Origin of the sequence: Pelistega suis, from assembly GCF_013133795.1 — a bacterium.
Lineage (GTDB): Bacteria > Pseudomonadota > Gammaproteobacteria > Burkholderiales > Burkholderiaceae_B > Taylorella > Taylorella suis.
The window spans coordinates 1-22,285 of record NZ_JABGBN010000009.1 but is presented as its reverse complement, the minus strand read 5'-3'; the positions used below and the strand labels follow the sequence as shown (position 1 = coordinate 22,285).

Here is a 22,285-nt window from a genome sequence, read left to right as displayed (position 1 = left end):
TTATTGCATTGGATAAGAACCCAAAATCTTAAAGAAAGAAGACTGCTCTTTGAGCTCTGCTAAGGCTTGTGCGACATTACTGTCTTGTTGGTGTCCAAGGATGTCTACATAGAAATAATATTCCCACTGCCCGGTACGTGCTGGACGAGACTCAAAGCGTGTCATAGAAACTTTATGTTTAGCAAAAGGAGAAATCATATCGTATACCGCACCCGCTCTATTCGGTACAGCAAAAATTAAACTCGTCTGATCTTTACCACTTGGCAAAGCATCAATCTTACCTAAGGCTAAGAACCGTGTTTTATTATTCGCATCATCTTGAATGCCTTCTTGCACGACATTCAAGCCATAAATCATGGCAGCTTGTATCCCCGCAATTGCCAAACAAGTGGGGTCTTCGGCTGCTTGCTTAGCCGCTTCTGAATTACTAGCGGCAGGTACACGCTCCAATTGAGGATAATTCATACTCAACCATTGATGGCATTGGGCTAATGCTTGAGGGTGTCCCAATAAGCGTGTCACCTCTTTTAAATCGCCTGTTTTATGTAATAGACAATGACGAATTGGCAATGTACGCTCACCATGCACCTTTAGCATACTCGTTAATAACAAGTCTTGTGTACGGTTTACGGCTCCCTCTGTCGAGTTCTCTACTGGAACCATGCCCACATTCGCACGGCCAGTTTCTACAGCACGAAAGACTTCATCAAAAGAGACGCAAGGCATTTTTTGGATAGCATGTCCATAATAGGACAAAGCCGCTTGCTCAGAAAAAGAACCTTCTGGCCCTAAATAGGCCACGACCAAGCCTCTCTCTAGACCCCGACAAGCGGAAATAACTTCAGACCAAACAGCTTGCACAGCCTCTTCTGGGAAGGTTTGACGATGATTTAATTGCTGCAAGCGACGAATAATTTGTGCTTCACGTTCTGGCTTTAAAATCACATCTGTTTCGCCAAAAGCATGCTTTACTTCACCCACCTCAATCGCTACTTGGGCACGCTCATTTAATAAGGCTAATAACTGCTCATCAATAGCATCAATACGTTTACGCAAAGGTAAAAGAGCTGCTTGTAAATCTTTTTTATCCATGAGAACGCTCAAATTCTTTCAAGTAATCCACTAAAGCTTGAACACCTTCTAAAGGCATTGCATTATAAATAGACGCTCGCATACCACCCACGGATTTATGACCTTTTAGTGCCAATAAACCACGTTGTTTTGCTCCTTCCAAGAAGGCACTATTTAAACTCTCATCGCGAAGAATAAACGGAACATTCATTTGTGAACGATATGCTGGATGAACCATATTGTGATAAAAATCACTCGCATCTAATGCATTATATAAACAATCGGCCTTGGCTTGATTACGAGCTGCCATTGCTGTTAAGCCACCATTTTTGAGCAACCATTTAAACACTAGACCGCAAATATAAATACTATACGTAGGTGGTGTATTAAAACGTGAACGCTCCGCCGCCACATTAGCAAAATCAAAAGCAGATGGACAATACGGCATCGCTTTACCTAATAAGTCACGTTTAACAATCACAATCGTCACGCCGGCAGGACCAGCATTCTTTTGCGCACCGGCATAGATAAGCCCAGCCTGTGTCACATCAAATGGACGCGCCAAAATATGGGATGACATATCCAATGCTAAAGGAACATCTGCAACACCCAAATTTGCCATATTAGGCATCTCAAACATCTCTACACCACCAATCGTTTCATTGGTACAAATGTGTAAATAAGAGGCTTCTGGATTGACTTTCCACTCATTAACATCAGGAACCCAACAAAACTCACCATACGTTTTACCCTCAAACTCACGCACAGATTTGCTTGTGGCTGCTACGTTAATTTGACCAAACCGTTGCGCCTCTTTATAAGACTTTACCGACCATGATCCTGTAAGCACATAGTCTGCTGTTTTTGCGGGACGAGTTTCCAATAAATTCATTGGAATAATCGCATTTTCAGCCGTAGCACCACCCTGCATAAACATGACGGCATAATCATCCGGAATGGCCATCAAGGTACGTAAATCATCTTCTGCCTCATCACAAATCTGAGTAAATTCAGCACCACGATGACTCATTTCCATCACAGACATACCACTACCATGCCAATCTAGCATTTCAGCAGCTGCTTGTTCCAATACCTCAGTAGGTAGTTTTGACGGTCCTGCAGAAAAATTCCACACTGCCATTTTTATTCCTCTGTTTTCAATTCAATAAATAAAAATGGGCAAACACAACCGGTTCACCCATTTATTCTCATACTTTATTACTCTTGAGTATCCGCTGTATTCTCTTGAGAGGTAGCTCCTTCGGAGCCTTCAGTTTCAGGATCATCTTCTTCATCAGCATCAGATTCTGCAACACGACGAATACCTGACAATACTGTCCCCTCATCTACCTTGATAAGAGTAACACCTTGTGTCGCACGCCCCATTTCGCGAATTTGCTCAACCTTAGTACGAACAAGAACACCGCCTGTTGTAATCAACATAATTTCATCTGTTGGATTAACTAATACAGCAGCCACCACTTTGCCATTACGCTCAGATGTTTGGATAGCAATCATACCCTTAGTACCACGGCTATGACGTGTATATTCAGTAATAGAAGTACGTTTACCAAAACCATTTTCTGTGGCAGTTAAGACGCTTTGCTGCTCATCACCTGCAACCAGCATAGAGATAACTGACTGCCCTTCTTCGAGATTCATACCACGGACACCACGCGCTGTACGTCCCATCGAGCGAACATCATTCTCATCAAAACGTACGGCTTTGCCTGCGTCCGAAAATAGCATCACATCATGCTGACCGTCAGTAAGCTCAGCGCCAATTAAGTAATCTCCCTCATCTAAAGTCACGGCAATAATACCCGCTTTACGAGGATTAGAGAAGTCAGATAATGGCGTTTTCTTCACCGTACCTTGTGATGTAGCCATAAAGACATAACGATCATCTGTAAACTCTTTGACTGGCAATACCACCGTGATACGTTCGCCCTCTTGTAGGCTAAAAAGATTCACAATCGGCTTACCACGAGAAGTGCGCGTACCTTGAGGTACTTCCCATACTTTTAACCAATACACGCGGCCATGATTAGAGAAACATAATAAATAATCATGGGTATTCGCAATAAATAATTGGTCAATCCAATCATCTTCTTTCATAGCCGTCGCCTGTTTACCACGACCACCACGTTTTTGTGAACGATACTCCGATAATGGTTGGCTCTTAATGTAGCCACTGTTAGACATGGTCACCACCATATCTGTTGGTGTAATTAAATCTTCTGTATCTAACTCACCACCATTAAACTCAATTTGCGAACGGCGTACATCACCCACTTTGGTCGCAAATTCGTTTTTAATCTCTGTAAGTTCATCAGAAATAATCTGTGTAATACGTTCTGGTTTAGCCAAGATATCTAATAAATCAGCAATCACTTTCATGGCTTCTTCGTATTCTTGAATGATTTTATCTTGTTCAAGACCGGTTAAGCGACGTAAGCTCATCGCCAAGATGCCTTCTGTCTGCTCTTTACTCAAACGATATAAACCATCAGATTGCAAACCAAACGCTGCACTCATCCCCTCTGGACGGTAAGCATTAATACCGCCAAGAATATTATCCGCTGCCACCCCTTGCAAAAGACCTCGTACTAACGATGAATCCCAAGAACGCTCCATCAAACGATCACGAGCAATCTCTGGATTTGGAGACGAGCGAATAATTTGAATAAACTCATCAATATTGGCTAATGCAACAGCCAGACCCTCTAATAAGTGTCCTTTCTTACGTGCTTCGCGTAAACGATAAATCGTGCGACGCGTCACCACTTCACGGCGATGTTGTAAGAAATAATCCACTAACTGCTTCAAGTTCAATAAACGAGGCTGACCATCAACAAGTGCCACCAAGTTCATACCAAAAGTATCTTGTAGCTGTGTATGCTTGAAAAGATTATTCAACACCACTTCAGGTACTTCGCCACGCTTAAGCTCAATAACTAGACGCATACCGTCTTTATCTGACTCATCACGAATATCTGAAATACCCTCAATACGTTTGTCATTCACCAACTCAGCGATTTTTTCTTGGAGGTTTTTCTTATTGACTTGATATGGAATCTCATCAACAATAATTACCTGACGGTTACTACCTTCGATGTCCTCAAAGTGTGTACGTGCACGCATGACGACACGACCACGACCCGTACGATAACCCTCACGAACACCACTCATACCGTAAATGATGCCCCCTGTCGGGAAGTCTGGCGCAGGAATTAATTCGATAAGTTCATCTACAGTACACGCAGGATTACGTAAGCAATATAAGCAGCCGTCAATAACTTCTGCCAAATTATGCGGAGGGATATTAGTCGCCATACCAACAGCGATTCCCGAACTACCATTCACCAATAGATTAGGCAATTTAGTTGGTAGTAACTTAGGCTCCTCTTCGCTACCATCATAGTTAGGACCAAAATCGACAGTTTCCTCGTCAATATCGGCCAACATTTGATGGGCGATTTTTGATAAGCGAATTTCCGTATAACGCATCGCCGCAGCACTATCACCGTCAATCGAACCAAAGTTACCTTGACCATCGACAAGCATATAACGTAAGGAGAAATCCTGAGCCATACGTACAATCGTATCGTAAACGGCCTGGTCACCATGTGGATGATATTTACCGATAACGTCACCCACAATACGTGCCGACTTCTTATAAGCACTATTCCAGCTATTGTTGAGTTTATCCATCGCAAATAATACGCGACGATGCACAGGCTTTAATCCATCTCGCACATCAGGCAAAGCACGCCCAACAATCACACTCATTGAATAACTTAAATAGCTGCGACGCATCTCCTCTTCTAAGGAAATAGGCAACGTTTCTTTAGCAAAGGAATCCATATTACTCACTTGTCTTTAATTCCCATTTTTGTAAATTGAATAAGTATTCGATTTTACCATTCTTCCCGAACAGAATGACTTTACTCCGCATTTCCTGACAATTTAGCTGAGGATTTTCGCGTTTAACGACTTTTTGCTAAAAAATGAGACTCCCTCTAATAAATCAAACTTAAGAAAACACTTTAACTTCGTGATTGAACACTTTTCAAAACGTCATTTTTTTCGAAGAAAGCCTAACTTTTCTTATTGTGTTGCAATTTAACCACACGAGGTGTAAAAAAACGACAAACTAGAGGAATAGCTGAAGAAATATAGTGGTTTTTTTTCACAAAAAGGCTAGAAATCACTTAATATGTTTCAGAGAACACAGGGAGAACTGTCAAAAAATTTTGAAACAAACCGAAAGGATTGTTATACTAACCCTGATTTCCATTCTGCGGCGTTAACGCTGCGAGTCAATTTTTTAGCTTATTTAGCTCATCGAGGAGAAATATGAACAAGCCCTCTAAATTCGCGTTAGCAATCGCCGTTGCATTTTCTGCAGCAGGCGCTGCTTCAGCTCAAACAGTAGACAACTGGGTTAACCCTTACGGTTTAACTTGGATGAACGGTACAAACGAACACTGCTGGCGAGACAACTTCTGGACTCCAGCTACTGCAGCTCAAGGTTGCGGTGCTCCAGCTGCTGCACCAGAAGTTACTGCTAACAAAGTAACATTCAATGCCGATACATTCTTCGACTTTGACCGTGCTACTTTAAAACCAGAAGGTCGTAACATTCTTGATCAAGTTGCTGCTCAAGTTCAACAACTTAACTTAGAGTCTTTAATCGCTGTTGGTCACACTGACTCTGTTGGTTCTGACGCATACAACCAACGCTTATCTGAGCGTCGTGCTGCCGCTGTTAAGAACTACCTAGTTTCTAAAGGTGTTCCAGCTGACCAAATCATCGCTTCTGGTCGTGGCGAATCTCAACCTGTAGCTTCTAACGCTACTCGTGATGGTCGCGCTAAAAACCGTCGCGTAGAAATCGAAATCGTTGGTACTCCACGTCAATAATTAGTGCTAGCTAATTAATTCGATTTCCCAAAGACCCCTCTCGAAGGGGTCTTTTCACTTTATCCTCTTTTATCTTTTCTTAACACACAATATTCACCTCTTCTTCATCGCTTTTACATTCCCCTCTCTCCTTGCCTTATTACCCCTTCTCCTCATCAGTTTTATTACTCCATAAGTATCTTTCATCAAGCACTTAATTGATTTATGTCTAAAACAAATTCGCTGATGCTAGACTTAAATTCTCCGTCACAAGTATGTTAAAATTCTGTATATTCCTAAAATAGCAAAAGGTGATTTTGTGCAACAATCTAGTAGCAATGTCAATCCAGCAGAAATTGATAAATTCAGCGCTCTAGCCTCCAAATGGTGGGATCCTGATAGTGAGTTCAAACCACTTCACGATATCAACCCTCTTCGTCTTCAATGGATTGAAGAGCAAATTGGTGGTAGCCTACAGGGACTCCGTGTACTAGATGTTGGTTGTGGCGGCGGTATTCTTGCTGAAAGTATGGCCAAAAAAGGAGCTCAAGTAACAGGCATTGATCTTGCACCCAAATCACTACAGGTCGCTAAATTACACGGTTTAGAAAGTGGTATTAAAGTTGATTACCACTGTATTGCTGCCGAAGAATTTGCGGCTGCACATCCTGAACAATTCGATGTAGTTACCTGCATGGAAATGCTAGAACACGTTCCTAGCCCATCATCTATTATCCAAGCTTGCCAACAACTGGTAAAGCCAGGAGGATATGTCCTTTTTTCTACCATTAATCGCAATCCAAAAGCGTATGCGCTAGCCATTGTTGCGGCCGAATATGTGATGAAAATGGTACCCAAAGGCACTCACCATTACGAAAACTTTATCAAACCAAGCGAACTAATGCGTGCAGCTCGACAATCAGGCTTATACCTACAAGAACTTAAAGGTCTAGAATACAATCCAATTCGCAAGGTTTTCTTCCTTTCCAACGATACCTCTGTTAACTACATGCTATCTACACGCAAATGATAAAGACGGTTTTTTTTGATTTTGATGGCACCTTAGCGGATACTGCTCGTGATCTTGTTGGTGCTGCAAATCAACAACGTATCAGGGCTGGACTTGAACCACTTCCTTTTGAAAGTTTACGTACCTTTTCCTCTCAAGGAGCACCGGGATTACTTAAAGCAGCTCTCGACCTAACACCCGAGGACGATGCTTATGCGAGTACTCGTGAGCAATTTCTTAAGGATTACTATGCTCGAATGACAGACGAAACTGTACTTTTTGATGGGATTCCTGAGCTTCTCAATCAATTGGAACAACTCGGATTTCAATGGGGAATCGTCACTAATAAAGCAGAAAATCTGTCTTTCCCGATTTTTAAATATTTAAAGCTCCATGATCGTAGTATCGCAAATATTTGTGGTGATACAGCAGCTAGACCTAAACCCTTTCCTGACCCACTTTTTCTTGCAGCAGAACATGCAAAGGTTGCTCCCGAAGATTGTATCTATGTGGGAGATGATGAACGCGATATTATTGCGGGTAAAGCAGCGGGCATGAAAACCATTGCAATCAGTTATGGCTATTGGCCTGATATTGCCTCTATCCCTAATTGGCAAGCAGATGCTATCGCTGATAGCCCTAAGACTCTTTTTTCTGCCATTTTAAACTTATCCAAGGAGTACATAAAATGAATAAAAAACTTTTTCTCCTGACCTCAATGACAATAGTGCTGACAGCATGTGCATCAACACAAAAAGACTGGCAAGGTAGCGGTCATTTGCGTATTCATCAAAATGGGGCAGCAGCCACTAATCCAAAAAATTTCGTTGATGTCAATTGGCAAGATTTCAGCGATAAGATTTTAACTGATAATCATAAACGCCTAGGTATTGAAGCATCTCATGTTCATGATGGTAGCCTACGCATCGTATTACCCAGTCGACTGATTCAAAAAAATCACAGCATTAGTAATAAGGCAACACCGCTACTCAAAACCATTGCAGAAAAAATGACCGAAAATCCCGCTCTTCGTGCTAAGATTGTTGGCCATATGACCAATCATAAACAAGATACGCTTAATCAAACAGATTCTCTACATTTTGCCTACCACACGGCAGAACGTTTAATTAAGCAAGGCGTATTTAGTAGTCGTATCGAAGTGGAGGGGCGAGGTAGTATTGACCCTCTTGTCTCTTTAGAATCACCCAGAAGTAAAGATATTAATCGTCGCGTTGAGCTTTATCTTTATCAACTACGTTAAATCTTCTGCGCTCTAAATAAAAAGGCAGCCGAGGCTGCCTTGATTCGTTCTGTTGCCAAGTGAATCACTCTCCTAGCGGCTTGTTATTAAGCGGCTAATGCGTAACTTTCATCGTTTGCATTTATAAGTTTTGCTTGATTTACGGTCATCGCCTACCGGCTGCCAATCTTCCTATCTACCCCTGTCGAAACCAATACGTCCCCCTCAATAAAGTACTAGGGCTAATACCCTATTGGTGGAGACGGCGGGAGTTGAACCCGCGTCCAGAAATCCGTCAGTCGACTAGATATACAGCTTAGTTTTAAGTCTAACACACTATTGCATATAAATAAACCCTCTAACCATCATGTATGGATAAAGTTTACTAAAAACAAAATGCTATGACCCTGCACTAAGCAGTGATTTTAATTTCTCTCTCCCTAATGTCTGCATTTTGCTGATATTACGCTCAAAAATTTCTGCAGCATCAGGAAATTGCTCTACTGCTCTATCAATACTGCTTTCTCTCAGCAAATGAAAAATAGGGTATGGTGAGCGGTTGGTATAGTTCTCAATATCCTCTTTTTGTGTACCTGCAAACTGATAATCTGGATGAAAATCGGCTATTTGAATTTCTCCTTCTAACCCCATTTCCTCAATTAATGCATCGGTATAAATCAAAAAATCATTAAAATCATAATAATCTTTCAGTAAATGCGGAACGACAACAAGTGTTGTATCAATCTCTGTATCTGGTGTTTTTTGTAGATAAAGTAATTCAGACTCTATACAGCCTAATAGCTCATCCTCCTCTCCCTCATACACAACAATACGCACTTGATTTTTAATATAGACACTTTTGGCAAACGGGCAAAGATTAAGACCAATTACCATATTTTCCAACCACTTTCTCACGCTATTTTCAACATCAGAAGTACTGGGGAATGAATGATTATTTAACAATCGTCAAGCTCCTTAAATTTACGTACCTTACCCGAAATTTACATAGCATTTCAGGTTACAATATACGTCTATTTTACTATGTTCAATGATATGAGAACCGCATTTATTATTCCAACAGCTATCAGTCAAGCGCAGGACACTGATCAAGCATTACAACAGTGCTTACATACCATAAAAAGTATCCAAACCACCTCAAAACAGGCGGGTATTGGCATTGTTGAGTATGCTAATCAGACCATGCCCGCTCAAGCACAAGAAGTCTTGTTGGACCATATCAGCTTTATTGCAGCCTATCAACAAGATACTAAGACGCAAGCGTTAGCGGCCAATCTCAATCCGGCACAAATTCTTGCTTTGAACCACATTGCCGCCTTAACATGGTTTTTTAGTGTCTGTGCAACACAAAATGTTTTTCCTGAACCTACGCAAATTATCGTGATTGAGTCAGGAATGACGATTGATACAAGCACTTTTGAACAACTGCAAAAAAGTCCACAAGATAAATTTATTTTTGCTCCTCCTTCAAAAGCCTCTTTATCCAGCGAGCAAACGGGAGGAATTGTATTACAACTCAATACCCATCTATGGGCTTTTTCTAGTGATTTATTAAGTGACTTAGTTACGATTCTTGATAAATCCGTACATTACTCTTATGAGCGCCTTTGCCAAGATGGCGTCGCAGACCTATCACATACCTTGTTCAAATATATCCACTCTAGCCAATTATTTTTCTTAAAAGACTTAACGGCAAGAATCTCATAGCTTTCAAAACACACTATGCAAAATGCCAAGTGATAAACTCACTTGGCATTTTTACTTTATGACTCTGCGTTTAGACTAATTACCAGTAAGCAATTAAATCCGCAGCAATATTGGCAGACTCTCGAGCAATCGTATCGATATTTTCTTTACGTTTTTTCTCGTCTTCCAACTCTTGCTTAAGATTGCCCTCTCCAGCTGCCAAACCGTCATCTAATTTAAAGGTGGCAACATCACTTTCACCTAATGCTTTACGGCGTTGTTCAAAGTCTTTATAGGTCGCACTCATTTTTTCACGCTCTTCCTCACGTGTAGCTAAATTCAAGGAGTATGACTTTTGTTGAGAAAGCTTGAGCGCATAAGCGGTTTCATCTTTCATCAACTGCCAACTACCAGAGTCTGCAATACGTTTTTCGTGATTTTTCTTTAGCTGTTTAATATCGTCAACAATGCTAATACCCGCTGTATAATCTGCAGCTTCAATAGATGTCCACGGCATAGCATTTTCATAGCTTGATTCCCCCAACTCTTTGGTATCAAATGCTGTTGGGAAAATAATATCTGGTGTCACACCTTTCACTTGCGTTGAACCCCCATTGACACGGAAGAACTTTTGAATCGTCCATTTCAAGGCACCTACACTTTCTCTATCCTCAGGATTACGAACGAATTCACCTAAAGAGCGGAAAGTTTGCACCGTACCTTTACCCCAAGTATCATCACCAACCACAACACCACGGTTATAGTCTTGAATAGCGGCAGCAAAAATTTCAGATGCCGATGCGGAAATACGGTTAACAATCACGACCACTGGCTTTTCCCATACTTTATCGACACCACGACTACGAACATTATTCACAGAACCTTCTGCAGAACGCACTTGTACGATGGTTTGGTGATTACCAATAAATAAACCCGTGAGATTGGCTGCTTCGTTTAGGGAGCCTCCACCATTGCCTCGTAAATCAAGTACAACCGCTTCAACACCTTCTTTCTCGTAGCCCTCTAGAATTTTCTTAACATCACTAGTCACACTCTTATAGTTTGGAGTGCCTTTAATGCGACCATCAAAATCTTCGTAGAAAGAAGGTACAGTAATAACACCTACTTTGCGTTTGACACCGTCTACATTGGTTTCTAAGACCTTAGAACGCGCAGCTTGGTCCTCCATGAGTACTTTTTCACGTACAATACGGATGGTGCGATGCTCACCGTCTAAACCGCCCTCAGCAGGAATAACCTCAATACGAACTACACTGCCTCGTTTACCACGGATTTTCTTAACAATATCATCTAAACGCCAATCAATGACCTCTTCCATAGGACCATCTTCACCCTGTCCTACTGCCACAATACGATCCCCCGGTTGTAAACGACCATCCTTTGCCGCTGGACCACCTGCGACAACCTCACGAATCTGACCGTATTCATCCCGTTTTTGTAATACAGCCCCAATGCCCTCAACAGATAAACTCATTTGGACATCAAAATTTTTAGCTGATGTAGGACTGTAATATGTTGTATGTGGATCGGTGCTATCTGCATAAGCATTTAAAAACATTTCCGCCACATCTTCACTCTTCATCCGTACCATTTGATTACGGTTATTGATATAACGCTTACGTAGCGTCTCTCGAATTTTCTCATCACTTGTCTTAGTCAGTTTTAAGCGCAAATAATCGTTTTTAACGCGTTTACGCCATAAATCATTAGCTTCCGCCTCATTCTTTGGCCAAGCCGCTTTCTTACGGTCTGCATTAAACTCTTCGTTCAAGGTGAAATCAAAAGGTTTATCTAACAAACTCACCGCATAGTCATAACGCTGAGCAACACGTTCACGATATGTTGAAAAGACATCAAAAGCAAAACGTAAATCACCGTTCTTTAGCATATTGCTAACAAGATCTCGTGCCGAGTCAAAATAGACAAGATCACCTGCTGTAAAGAACATGCGCTGATTATCTAGCATTTTGAAATACGCATCATAAACATCTTGCCCCATTTTGAGGTCAAGTGGTTTTTTATCGTATTCGAATCGGGTCAAGATATTAGATACCAAGACCGATGCTCGAGCAAAGCTTAACTCAGGTTTAATCTCAGGAAAATCCTCTGTCTTGACTGCCTGTACACCCGTACGTGCTTTCTCCACTTTAGCCACAATGGGGGCTTCTGTCGTGGGTTGTACTTTATCAGCATAAACACAACCCGCCAACAACGTAAAAGAGGTGACTAAAAATAAACTTTTTAACTTCATATGTGATTTTTTCATTCGATTAAAAGACGATCGTAAATTGCGGCCTAGAGAATAATTCAAAGGTAAATGCTCATTTTAACCTTTGTTTTGCGACTACTTGATAATAAAGCGTATTCTATGCTGATTTCAGCACTTATTATGCATGAAAAGCTTTAAAATAAAGATTATTATTATTTCACCTTATTTCTTAGGTTATCGTCATGAAGTTTTTAAAAACGTTATACATCGCGGTGGTCACTCTGGCAACCCAGACAGCATTCGCACAAGATGCGCAATTTACGCAATGTATTGCAAATTTAGGCAATGCTGCCTCACAAGCGGGTGTATCACGTCACACCTTTCAACACTACACAGCCAATCTTGTACCCGACACATCTCTACTTGAAAAACTCAATTATCAACCTGAGTTTCGCACACCTATCTGGGATTACTTATCCTCATTAGTAGACGACGAGCGCATCATTGATGGTCAAGCAAAACTTCGTGAATACCAGCAAGACTTTCAACGAATGAATCAGCAATTTGGTATTGACCCTGCCACAGTTGCTGCAGTTTGGGGGGTAGAAAGTAACTATGGCAAAAACCAAGGCAAATACTCTCTAGTAGAAGCGCTAGGTACATTAAGCTGTATGGGACGTCGCCAAGAATTCTTTCGCAAAGAGTTTTTTGCCACATTACGCATTATTCAATCAGGTGATATTAGTGCTGACCGTTTAGTCGGTTCATGGGCAGGTGCTTTTGGTCATACACAGTTTATGCCGACTACTTTCGAACGCCTTGCTATTGACTTTGACAAAGATGGTCGCCGTGACTTAATGGATAGTTCTGTCGATGCTATCGGCTCTACCGCCAATTATCTCAAACGTAATGGTTGGCAAACAGGTCAACCTTGGGGCTTTGAAGTAAAAATCCCTGCTGGCATGTCTACCGCAGGTGAAGGTCGCCGCCAAAAGAAAAGTATTAGCCATTGGATGAGCAAAGGCGTGACAACTATCGACGGTCAAGCCTTAAGCAATCTGGCTAGCAATACACAACAAGCAGGTCTGTTGCTACCTGCAGGTCCTACAGGTCCCGCATTCTTAGTCTTTAAGAACTTTGATGTTATTTACAGCTACAATGCTGCTGAAAGCTATGCCTTAGCCATTGCCCATTTATCCGATCGATTACGCGGAGCGGGTCCTTTTGTCACACCTTGGCCAACAGATGATTTAGGTTTATCACGTGCGGAAAGACGCCAATTACAAGAACTACTACTCTCACGTGGTTACGATATCGGTGAAGCCGATGGTGTGATTGGTAGCAAGTCACGCGACGCTATTAAAGCAGAACAAGCTCGCCTAGGGATGAAAATCGATGGGCGTGCGGGTCAAAAAATCTTAAAAGCTTTACAACAATAAATTATGGCAGAACAAACGCTTATTACCTTAACCGATGCTCAACTTGCCTTCGGGCATCATGCTCTCCTTGATAAGGCAAACTTTAGTATTCAAGCCGGTGAGCGTATCGGCTTAATTGGTCGTAATGGTGCCGGTAAATCCTCTCTACTACGTATTTTAGATGGCCGTATTCAGGCGGATGACGGTGAAGTCGCCCGCCTAAGCTCCCTAAAAGCGATTACAGTTGAACAAGAGCCAAAATTAGATGAGACAAACTCCGTCTATGATAACCTCGTCGGCGACTTTATGGCTCAAGAAGACTGGGCAAGACCTGCTCGTGCACAAGCGATGATTGAAAAGCTAAATCTAAACGCAGAGCAACTTGCCCAAGGTCTATCAGGCGGTACTCGTAAGCGTATTGCTCTGGCACGTGCTATTTTAGAAGAGCCTGATTTGCTGCTCTTAGACGAACCAACCAACCACCTTGACTTTGACGGTATTCTTTGGCTAGAAAACCTGATTAAACAAAGCAAGTGCGCCTATGTCATTATTACGCATGACCGACGCTTCCTCGATGCTGTCACCACACGTATCGTCGAACTTGACCGCGGTATTTTGCATAGTTTCCCTGGTAATTTTTCACAATGGCAAACACAAAAAGCGGCGTGGTTAGCGGCAGAACAATTACAGAACGAACGTTTTGATAAATTTCTCGCCCAAGAAGAAGTATGGATTCGCAAAGGAGTTGAGGCTCGTCGTACTCGTAACGAAGGTCGTGTTAAACGCCTTGAAGGCCTACGTCGTGAACGTGCTGCCCGTCGTGAACGCGTCGGTAACGTCAATTTTGCTATCGCTTCGGGTGAACGCTCAGGTAAACTTGTCGCCGAACTCAAAAATATCTCTCACCAATTTGGCGATAAAACTGTTATCAAAAACTACTCCACTACCATTATGCGAGGCGATCGTATTGGTCTGATTGGTCCTAATGGTGCAGGTAAAACAACGCTTTTAAAAATCATCTTGGGCGAGCTCACACCCACCCAAGGTGAAGTAAAACTGGGCACTAATCTCAATATCGCTTACTTTGACCAAATGCGCGAGCAACTTGATGAGAATGCTCCGCTTACCGATGTGATTAACCCAGGGAGCGAGTGGATTGAAATCGGTGATACTCGCAAGCATGTAATGAGCTATCTAGGCGATTTTCTCTTTTCCCCAGCTCGTGCACAATCCCCCGTCAGCAGTTTATCCGGAGGTGAACGTGCTCGCTTATTATTAGCACGTCTATTTGCTCGCCCTGCTAATGTCCTTGTGATGGACGAGCCGACCAATGATTTAGATATTGAAACACTAGAGCTTTTAGAGCAACTCTTACAAGAGTTTGATGGCACTGTCTTACTCGTGAGTCACGACCGTAGTTTTTTAGATAATGTCATCACGCAAACGATTGCTTATGAGGGTAATGCACAATGGCATGATTATGTAGGCGGTTACGATGATTGGTTAGCACAGCGCCGTCCAGCTGAACAAGAGAGCCCAAAGTCTGTCACATCCAAAGTGACAACTCAAGACAATGTGCCTGCCGCTACCGATACGACAGAACCAACAAAAAAACAAAACAAATCCAAACTCAGTTCATGGGAAGCAAAAGAACTCGCTGAAATTCCCCAAAAAATAGCGGATTTAGAAACACGTCAGCAAGTTCTTACAGCACAACTATCTGACCCAGAACTCTATACCCATGGTAATGATAAAGCACAGACCATTAATGATGAACTCGCCCAAATAGAAGAAGCTCTACTGACTCTGTTTGAACGCTGGGAGCTGTTAGAATCCAAAGGATAATATCCTCTTCTATTCAATGCGCAAGATTTATCCACTTCTAATAAAGCGATTATAGAGGGTCGCCTTCCTGCTGCTAACGTTTATAATTATCTTCCATAAAATCGATATATGAGGTATCCACTTCTTCGGTGTTTACCTCTTTTCTTGTTGTATTAACGACCTCAGTAATACGCTCTACATGAACTGTCTCAGTCGCCTTATCTGGATGAACCGCTTCGGCTATTCTATCCGCTTGCTTAACCAGATATAAGGCACGCACCAAGGTATAGCTATAAACAGCAAAGATCGCTAATATCGCTGCAATCAAAATATTATCAATAACCCACCAAAGTATTATTGTCAAAATAACCGTCAATAACCACATAAACATTCCTTAGCCTATTTCAGGGAGAGAATCCCCCTAAGACGTACTAGCATAGATTAGAAACCGCTGAAAAGTATCCGCCACCTTAGTCAAAGGACGCGTCTTTAACCAAAATATACCACCCTCTAAGTCTGGCACTCCATCCTCAATCCTAACGGCATTAATTTTTTTACCGTCCAAAGACCAAGGACGATACACCATATCTGATAAAATTGTGACGCCCAAACCTTGCCCCACAAAACCCCGTACTGATTCTAAAGAGCTCGTTTGTAGCACATAATCAGGCTTGGTCGGAATATTTTCCCAAAATTTATTGGTAAATTCTACCGCCCCATCAATCGTGAGGATTAAATAAGGACAATTAGCAACCTCTTCTAAACTCACACTATCCCTATTACCTAGAGGATGTGTTGGCGATACCCACAAACGACGAGGAGAACGCATTAAAACCTGTGTATGATAAGGCTTTCTGCTAGGCAGATTAGAAATAGAACCAATCGCCATATCGATAGTACCTTTGGCTAGTGCTTCCTCCATTTCAACTAAGCTTAAATCTAATAAATCAATCGTGACATTAGGATTCGCTCGTTTAAAGCGGGCAATTAATTCTGGTAAAAAATACCCCAACATCGTATAAGAAGCGGCGACAACAATTTTTCCTTCAGAACCTAAGATTGCCTCACTCAATGGCATAGACATTGCCTCAGCAACGGAGTCTAAAATAAACACCGCATGACGATAAAAAAGTCGCCCCGCCTCTGTTAATGCTACCCCATGTTGTAAACGGTCAAATAGGGAAACCCCTAACTGCTGCTCCAAATCCAATACGGCGCTAGTAATTGCTGACTGAGATACATGTTCTTGTAAAGCCGCCTGAGAAAAGCGTCCTGTCTGGGCTGCACTAACAAAATACCGAATTTGTTTGAGTGTAACTTTCTTAGACATCTGTTTTTTTAATACCTGATAGAAATTTTATTTATTTTACGATAACTGAAAAAAAATATAAACTCAAGAAGATAAGTGCTCAGCATCATTTGTTCATAACATCAATTTCTAGGAGACACAATGAACGCACCCATTAGCAAAGAACAACTTGACCTTGCCAATAGCACAACTTTAGATGATAAATACACCGCCAAAAACAAACGTGTATTTATGAATGGTACGCAAGCACTTGTTCGTTTACCTCTGTTACAAAAAGAGCGTGACTTAGCAGCTGGTTTAAATACGGCTGGCTTTATTTCTGGCTACCGTGGTTCTCCTTTAGGCAATGTCGACTTAACACTCTGGAAAGCCAAAAAACACCTAAAAGAACACGATGTAGTATTTCAACCAGGGCTTAACGAAGAGCTCGCTGCCACGGCCGTATGGGGGTCTCAACAAGTCAATCTCTTCAAAGGAGCCAATCGTGACGGCGTATTCGGGATGTGGTACGGTAAAGGTCCTGGTCTTGATCGTTCTATGGACGTCTTTAAACATGCCAACAATGCCGGCACATCAAAATTTGGTGGGGTGCTATTAATTGCAGGCGACGATCATGCCGCCAAATCCTCTACGGTTGCCTACCAATCTGAACATGACTTACAAGCGGCTGGCATTCCTGTTCTTTATCCTGCCAATGTCCAAGAGTATCTTGATTTTGGTCTCCATGGTTGGGCAATGAGTCGTTACTCAGGCTTGTGGGTGAGCTTAAAATGCGTCACCGATGTTGTCGAGTCTTCATCCTCTGTTGAGATTAATCCAGACCGTATTCAAACGGTTATTCCTGAAGATTTTGCACTTCCTAAAGATGGCTTAAATATCCGTTGGCCCGATACACCAGCCGCCCAAGAAGAGCGCATGAATAATTACAAATGGTATGCTGCGCTTGCCTATGTCCGTGCCAATAAACTTGATAAAATCATTATCGACTCCCCTAAAGCTCGCTTTGGTATTATGACAGCGGGCAAAGCTTACTTAGATGTCCGCCAAGCGCTTTCTGACTTAGGCTTAGATGAAAAAACCTGTGCCGATATTGGTATTCGTCTGTATAAAGTTGGCTGTGTATGGCCTCTCGAAGCACAAGGTGCTCGGGAGTTTGCAGAGGGTTTAGATGAAATTCTTGTCGTTGAAGAAAAACGCCAAATCATGGAATATGCCCTCAAAGAGGAGCTCTATAACTGGCGTGATGATGTACGACCAGAAGTCTATGGTAAATATGATGCTCGTGATGACGGTGGCGGTGAATGGTCTGTTCCTCGAGGACCATGGTTACTCCCCCCAAATCTTGATTTATCACCTGCTATTATTGCCAAAGCCATTGCTAAACGTTTAGAAAAGCATGTCTTACCTGATGATGTCCGTGAGCGTATCCGTTCACGCATTGACATCATTACTCGCAAAGAAAAAGAAAGTCAGCATATTTCTGTGGTCGCTGAGCGTAAACCTTGGTTCTGTTCTGGTTGCCCTCACAATACCTCTACCCGTGTGCCAGAAGGTTCTCGTGCTGTTGCAGGTATTGGCTGTCACTATATGACCACTTGGATGGATCGCAAAACCGACACCTTTACCCAGATGGGTGGTGAAGGCGTGCCATGGATTGGTCAAAAAGACTTCACAGATGAAAAACATATCTTTGCCAACCTAGGTGACGGTACATATTTCCATTCAGGTATTCTTGCCGTACGTGCTTCTATTGCTGCCAAAGCCAATATCACCTACAAAATCCTTTATAACGATGCCGTCGCAATGACTGGTGGTCAACCTATTGATGGTACACTTACCGTCCCTCAAATTCATGACCAATTAGTTGCCGAAGGCATTACGAAAGTTGTTATCGTCAGCGATGAGCCTGATAATATTCGACAACTCGGTATCCGTAGTGAAACAGAAATCTATCACCGCAATGACTTAGATGATGTACAACGGATGTTGCGTGATACCGAAGGGACAACTGCTATCATCTATGTCCAAACTTGTGCTACTGAAAAACGTCGTCGTCGTAAACGTGGTACCTATCCTGACCCAGCTATTCGTACCTATATCAACGAGGATGTCTGTGAGGGTTGTGGAGATTGCGGCATTCAGTCTAACTGTCTTTCTATTGAGCCCGTCGATACACCGATGGGGACTAAACGCAAGATTAACCAGTCTAGCTGTAACAAAGACTTCTCTTGCCAACGTGGTTTCTGCCCAAGCTTTGTGACGGCTAAAGGTGCGCAGTTACTTAAACCGCAATCACAAAGTGCATCTTTTGAGAAAAAAGATATTCCTGAGCCAACACTACCTACGATTCAACGCTCTTACAATATCTTAGTACCCGGGGTAGGTGGAACAGGGGTGGTTACCATTGGCGCCCTACTCGGTATGGCCGCTCACTTAGAAGGCAAAGGTGTCAATATCCTTGATATTACGGGTCTGGCTCAAAAAGGTGGTGCCGTCGTTAGCCATATCCAAATTGGCAAACGTCCAGAGGATTTATTTGCCACACGTATTGGTACAGGTGAAGCCCATGTTGTGATTGCCTGTGATGCGATTGTTGCCTCTTCTAAAGAAATCACCTCTAAACTACAAAAGGGTCAAACCTATGCTGTTGTCAATAGTGCCCAAACACCGACAGCAGAATTATTTGGCAATCCAAAATGGCAATTCCCTAGTGCAATTACTCAACGGGATATCACCAGCTTACTCGGCGAGGAAGGTTGTGATTTCTTAGATGCCTCATTCTATGCCTTTACGCTTTTAGGTGATGCTATTTATGCCAACCCCCTCTTATTAGGCTATGTATGGCAAAAAGGTCAAATCCCGCTTCATCTTGCCTTTATTCAACGTGCCATTGAGCTTAATGGAGTTGCTATTGAGAAAAACCTCGAAGCATTTTACTGGGGACGCTATCTTGCTCATTTTGGTGGAGATTCGCTCAATCTTGCTAAGAAAAATCGCGACCATTTAATTACGATTGTCGAAAACACAGACAGTCAATTAAAACGTCTAAATGCTTTCTTAACAGACTACCAAGATGCAGCTTATGCCGATAAATTTATGAAAGCCATTTTATCGGTTAAAGCGGTCGAAGAAAAAGTATTGGGTATCGGGGCAAATCAGCTCACACAAACTGCCGCTAAAAACTTAGCAAAACTCATGGCGTACAAAGATGAGTATGAGGTTGCTCGCCTATATACCCGTCCAGAATATTTAGATAAACTACGTCAGACCTTTGCTGGTGAGCCAGGCAAAGATTATGAGCTATATGTTCATATGGCACCGCCTGCTTTTGCCAAAAAGAAAGCCAATGGAGAGCTCGTGAAAAAAGCGTATGGTCCTTGGGTCTTTAAAGCATTTAAATTGCTCAGCAAATTTAAAAAACTACGTGGTACAGCACTTGACCCATTTGGACGTACCGAAGAACGCAAGGCTGAACGTGCATTGATTACTGAGTATATTGAACTACTGGATACCATCAAAGCTAAGCTCACTGAGCAAAATGTTGAGCAAGCACTCGCTCTGGCTGCTTTACCTGATGATATCCGCGGATATGGTCATGTTAAAGAAAAAAATATGCATCAATATCACGAGAAAAAATCAGCATTACTCCAGCAATTCATGCAAACTTAATATTCTTATTATTATTTAGCATAATCATATACATCCTTGGAATATCTCTCCGATTTTCCAAGGATTTTTTATGTTGATTAGCACTATTTAGGTGCATATTTTCTTAATCATGTGTATGATTGTGAAAGCTATTTTTTATATTACATTGGATACAGACGACTATGTCATTAATTGCTACTACTCTTGAAAAAATCAAAAAATCTAGCCCCGGTGAACCAGAATTCTACCAAGCCGTAGAAGAAGTAGTTGAGTCATTAGAACCTCTTTTTGCGAAAGAAAAAAAATATCTTGAGCATAATATCCTTGAACGCATCGTAGAACCTGAACGCATGATTACCTTCCGTGTGACGTGGATTGATGACCAAGGTCGCGTACAAGTCAATAAAGGGTATCGTGTTCAATTCAGTTCCGCTATTGGTCCCTATAAAGGCGGTTTGCGCTTTCACCCTAGCGTCACCAGCGGTACGATTAAATTCCTAGGCTTTGAACAAATCTTCAAGAACTCACTCACGGGCTTAGCGATTGGCGGTGGTAAAGGTGGATCAGACTTTGACCCTAAAGGCAAATCCAACAATGAAATCATGCGTTTTTGCCAATCATTTATGACTGAGTTATATCGCCATATTGGTGATACCGTGGATGTACCTGCTGGTGATATCGGTGTAGGTGGTCGTGAAATTGGTTATTTATATGGTCAATACAAACGCCTAACGGGTCACTATGACGGTGTATTAACGGGTAAGAAACTCCTATGGGGTGGTTCTCTTGCGCGTACCGAAGCGACAGGTTATGGTGCTGTTTACTTTGCAGAAAACCTCCTTGCTAGCCGTAATGATAATCTAGAAGGTAAGATTGCTACCGTCTCTGGTTCAGGTAATGTTGCTATCTATACCATCAAAAAACTTTACGAATTAGGCGCTAAACCTGTTACGTGTAGCGACTCTCGTGGTTTCATTTATCATGAAGCAGGTATTAACTTAGCCACACTACAACAGTTAAAAGAGCAAGGCACCAATGAATCACTAGCCAAATATGCCGAGATTCATAAAGATGCAAAATACACCCCTGCTAGCAGTTACCCTGCTGGTCGTAATCCTGTATGGTCAGTCCCTTGCCAACTGGCTTTTCCATCAGCAACACAAAATGAATTAAATCTAGAAGATGCCAAAGCTCTACTCGCTAATGGTTGTATTCTTGTCGCTGAGGGTGCTAATATGCCATCGACACCAGAAGCTGTTCACGCCTTCTTAGAAGCTAAAATTCTTTATGGTCCTGGCAAAGCAGCCAATGCGGGAGGTGTTGCAACATCCCAATTAGAAATGGCACAAAATGCGGGTATGATTCAATGGACGTTCGAGGAAGTCGATCAACGCCTAAAAGGCATTATGCGAAATATTTACCTCAATGCTTCTCGTACAGCAGAAGAATTTGGTCAAGCACATAATCTTGTACTAGGTGCCAACATTGCTGGCTTCCGTAAAGTTGCCGATGCGATGATTGATCAAGGCGCTGTTTAATTCCTTACATAACCCATCAAAGGACTGTAACCTGTATTGAGGAGGCAGTCCTTTTAATTTAATCAGTTCACTACCTAATTTATTCAAATGCCTAATAAGTTTAGAAAGTGGCATATATAAACGTACACTCTTTTTTGGGTTCTCCCCATCCAACCCTACTTTCCATTCACCATCGTTATCCGAATGTGTAGATTTACTTTTTTCCCAAATTTCTTCTATAACGTTTCCAAGTGCTTCTTCTAACTGCAACTCTGCATACTCTTTCTGCATAAAACAATAATTAGTCTCACCCTTCATCTATTGGTGAGCGAGGTTGTAAATCTATGCCTCCACGTCCCAAAAACCTTAGAATTCTATTTTTCAGCTTCTTTTGTTCCCTCGCTCGCCAC

The 22,285-nt window shown here is 42.1% G+C and carries 17 protein-coding genes and 1 other RNA gene; 9 read left to right on the top strand and 9 right to left on the bottom strand.

The window, feature by feature from the left end; translation table 11 throughout:
• The 3 genes from pheA to gyrA form a co-directional block, all read right to left on the bottom strand.
• Window positions 1–1,092 carry a prephenate dehydratase gene (gene pheA, locus HKX39_RS09475; RefSeq protein ID WP_171681085.1) on the bottom strand — a complete coding sequence of 364 codons (1,092 nt, stop codon included), beginning with the start codon at window positions 1,090–1,092 and terminating at the stop codon, window positions 1–3.
• Entirely contained in the window at window positions 1,085–2,212 is a 1,128-nt protein-coding gene (serC, locus tag HKX39_RS09470; RefSeq protein ID WP_171681084.1) for a 3-phosphoserine/phosphohydroxythreonine transaminase, read from the bottom strand. Before serC ends, pheA begins: the two co-directional genes overlap by 8 nt.
• A 77-nt stretch (window positions 2,213–2,289) precedes the next feature.
• Window positions 2,290–4,938: a DNA gyrase subunit A gene (gene gyrA, locus HKX39_RS09465; RefSeq protein ID WP_171681083.1), complete on the bottom strand. Its 2,649-nt coding sequence runs from the start codon at window positions 4,936–4,938 to the stop codon at window positions 2,290–2,292.
• Window positions 4,939–5,430: 492 nt separating this feature from the next.
• On the opposite strand from gyrA, the gene ompA reads away from it, so the two are divergent.
• The 4 genes from ompA to HKX39_RS09445 all read left to right on the top strand — a co-directional run bounded on the left by ompA (window position 5,431) and on the right by HKX39_RS09445 (window position 8,246).
• The gene (gene ompA / locus HKX39_RS09460; RefSeq protein WP_171681082.1) at window positions 5,431–5,997 is read left to right on the top strand and encodes an outer membrane protein OmpA; all 567 of its coding nucleotides are present in this window, start codon (window positions 5,431–5,433) and stop codon (window positions 5,995–5,997) included.
• Window positions 5,998–6,295: 298 nt separating this feature from the next.
• Window positions 6,296–7,006 (top strand): bifunctional 2-polyprenyl-6-hydroxyphenol methylase/3-demethylubiquinol 3-O-methyltransferase UbiG, encoded by a 711-nt coding sequence (ubiG, locus tag HKX39_RS09455; RefSeq protein WP_171681081.1) that lies wholly within the window; start codon window positions 6,296–6,298, stop codon window positions 7,004–7,006.
• Window positions 7,003–7,677 carry an HAD family hydrolase gene (locus tag HKX39_RS09450; protein WP_171681080.1) on the top strand — a complete coding sequence of 225 codons (675 nt, stop codon included), beginning with the start codon at window positions 7,003–7,005 and terminating at the stop codon, window positions 7,675–7,677. The genes ubiG and HKX39_RS09450 overlap by 4 nt, the downstream gene beginning before the upstream one ends.
• On the top strand, window positions 7,674–8,246 hold the full coding sequence (locus HKX39_RS09445) for an OmpA family protein (RefSeq protein WP_171681079.1): 573 nt from the start codon (window positions 7,674–7,676) through the stop codon (window positions 8,244–8,246). The genes HKX39_RS09450 and HKX39_RS09445 overlap by 4 nt, the downstream gene beginning before the upstream one ends.
• A gap of 17 nt (window positions 8,247–8,263) precedes the next feature.
• Here HKX39_RS09445 and ssrA read toward each other — a convergent pair.
• Window positions 8,264–8,593, bottom strand: a transfer-messenger RNA (tmRNA) gene (gene ssrA / locus HKX39_RS09440).
• Window positions 8,594–8,624: 31 nt separating this feature from the next.
• Window positions 8,625–9,188, bottom strand: a complete 564-nt coding sequence (locus tag HKX39_RS09435) for a DUF1415 domain-containing protein (protein ID WP_281356476.1) — start codon at window positions 9,186–9,188, stop codon at window positions 8,625–8,627.
• 90 nt (window positions 9,189–9,278) lie between these two features.
• On the opposite strand from HKX39_RS09435, the gene HKX39_RS09430 reads away from it, so the two are divergent.
• A complete protein-coding gene (locus tag HKX39_RS09430) occupies window positions 9,279–9,950 on the top strand; it encodes a hypothetical protein (RefSeq protein ID WP_171681078.1) in 672 nt (223 codons plus the stop codon).
• 79 nt (window positions 9,951–10,029) lie between these two features.
• Here the strand turns inward: HKX39_RS09430 and HKX39_RS09425 are convergent, their stop codons facing one another.
• Entirely contained in the window at window positions 10,030–12,201 is a 2,172-nt protein-coding gene (locus HKX39_RS09425) for a carboxy terminal-processing peptidase (protein ID WP_246226158.1), read from the bottom strand.
• Between the two features lie 200 nt (window positions 12,202–12,401).
• Here HKX39_RS09425 and HKX39_RS09420 point away from each other — a divergent pair, with 200 nt between their 5' ends.
• Window positions 12,402–13,598: a lytic murein transglycosylase gene (locus HKX39_RS09420; protein WP_171681076.1), complete on the top strand. Its 1,197-nt coding sequence runs from the start codon at window positions 12,402–12,404 to the stop codon at window positions 13,596–13,598.
• Window positions 13,599–13,601: 3 nt separating this feature from the next.
• The gene (locus HKX39_RS09415; protein ID WP_171681075.1) at window positions 13,602–15,422 is read left to right on the top strand and encodes an ATP-binding cassette domain-containing protein; all 1,821 of its coding nucleotides are present in this window, start codon (window positions 13,602–13,604) and stop codon (window positions 15,420–15,422) included.
• A gap of 73 nt (window positions 15,423–15,495) precedes the next feature.
• On the opposite strand, the gene HKX39_RS09410 is transcribed toward HKX39_RS09415, so the two are convergent.
• Window positions 15,496–15,792, bottom strand: a complete 297-nt coding sequence (locus tag HKX39_RS09410; RefSeq protein ID WP_171681074.1) for a hypothetical protein — start codon at window positions 15,790–15,792, stop codon at window positions 15,496–15,498.
• 30 nt (window positions 15,793–15,822) lie between these two features.
• Window positions 15,823–16,731: a LysR family transcriptional regulator gene (locus tag HKX39_RS09405; protein WP_171681073.1), complete on the bottom strand. Its 909-nt coding sequence runs from the start codon at window positions 16,729–16,731 to the stop codon at window positions 15,823–15,825.
• Window positions 16,732–16,851: 120 nt separating this feature from the next.
• Between HKX39_RS09405 and HKX39_RS09400 the strand changes: the two genes are divergently transcribed.
• The gene (locus tag HKX39_RS09400; RefSeq protein WP_171681072.1) at window positions 16,852–20,379 is read left to right on the top strand and encodes an indolepyruvate ferredoxin oxidoreductase family protein; all 3,528 of its coding nucleotides are present in this window, start codon (window positions 16,852–16,854) and stop codon (window positions 20,377–20,379) included.
• A 161-nt stretch (window positions 20,380–20,540) separates the two neighbouring features.
• A complete protein-coding gene (gene gdhA, locus HKX39_RS09395; RefSeq protein ID WP_171681071.1) occupies window positions 20,541–21,896 on the top strand; it encodes an NADP-specific glutamate dehydrogenase in 1,356 nt (451 codons plus the stop codon).
• On the opposite strand, the gene HKX39_RS09390 is transcribed toward gdhA, so the two are convergent.
• Window positions 21,831–22,166 (bottom strand): hypothetical protein, encoded by a 336-nt coding sequence (locus HKX39_RS09390; protein ID WP_171681070.1) that lies wholly within the window; start codon window positions 22,164–22,166, stop codon window positions 21,831–21,833. The genes gdhA and HKX39_RS09390 overlap by 66 nt on opposite strands.
• Window positions 22,167–22,285 lie beyond the last annotated feature (119 nt).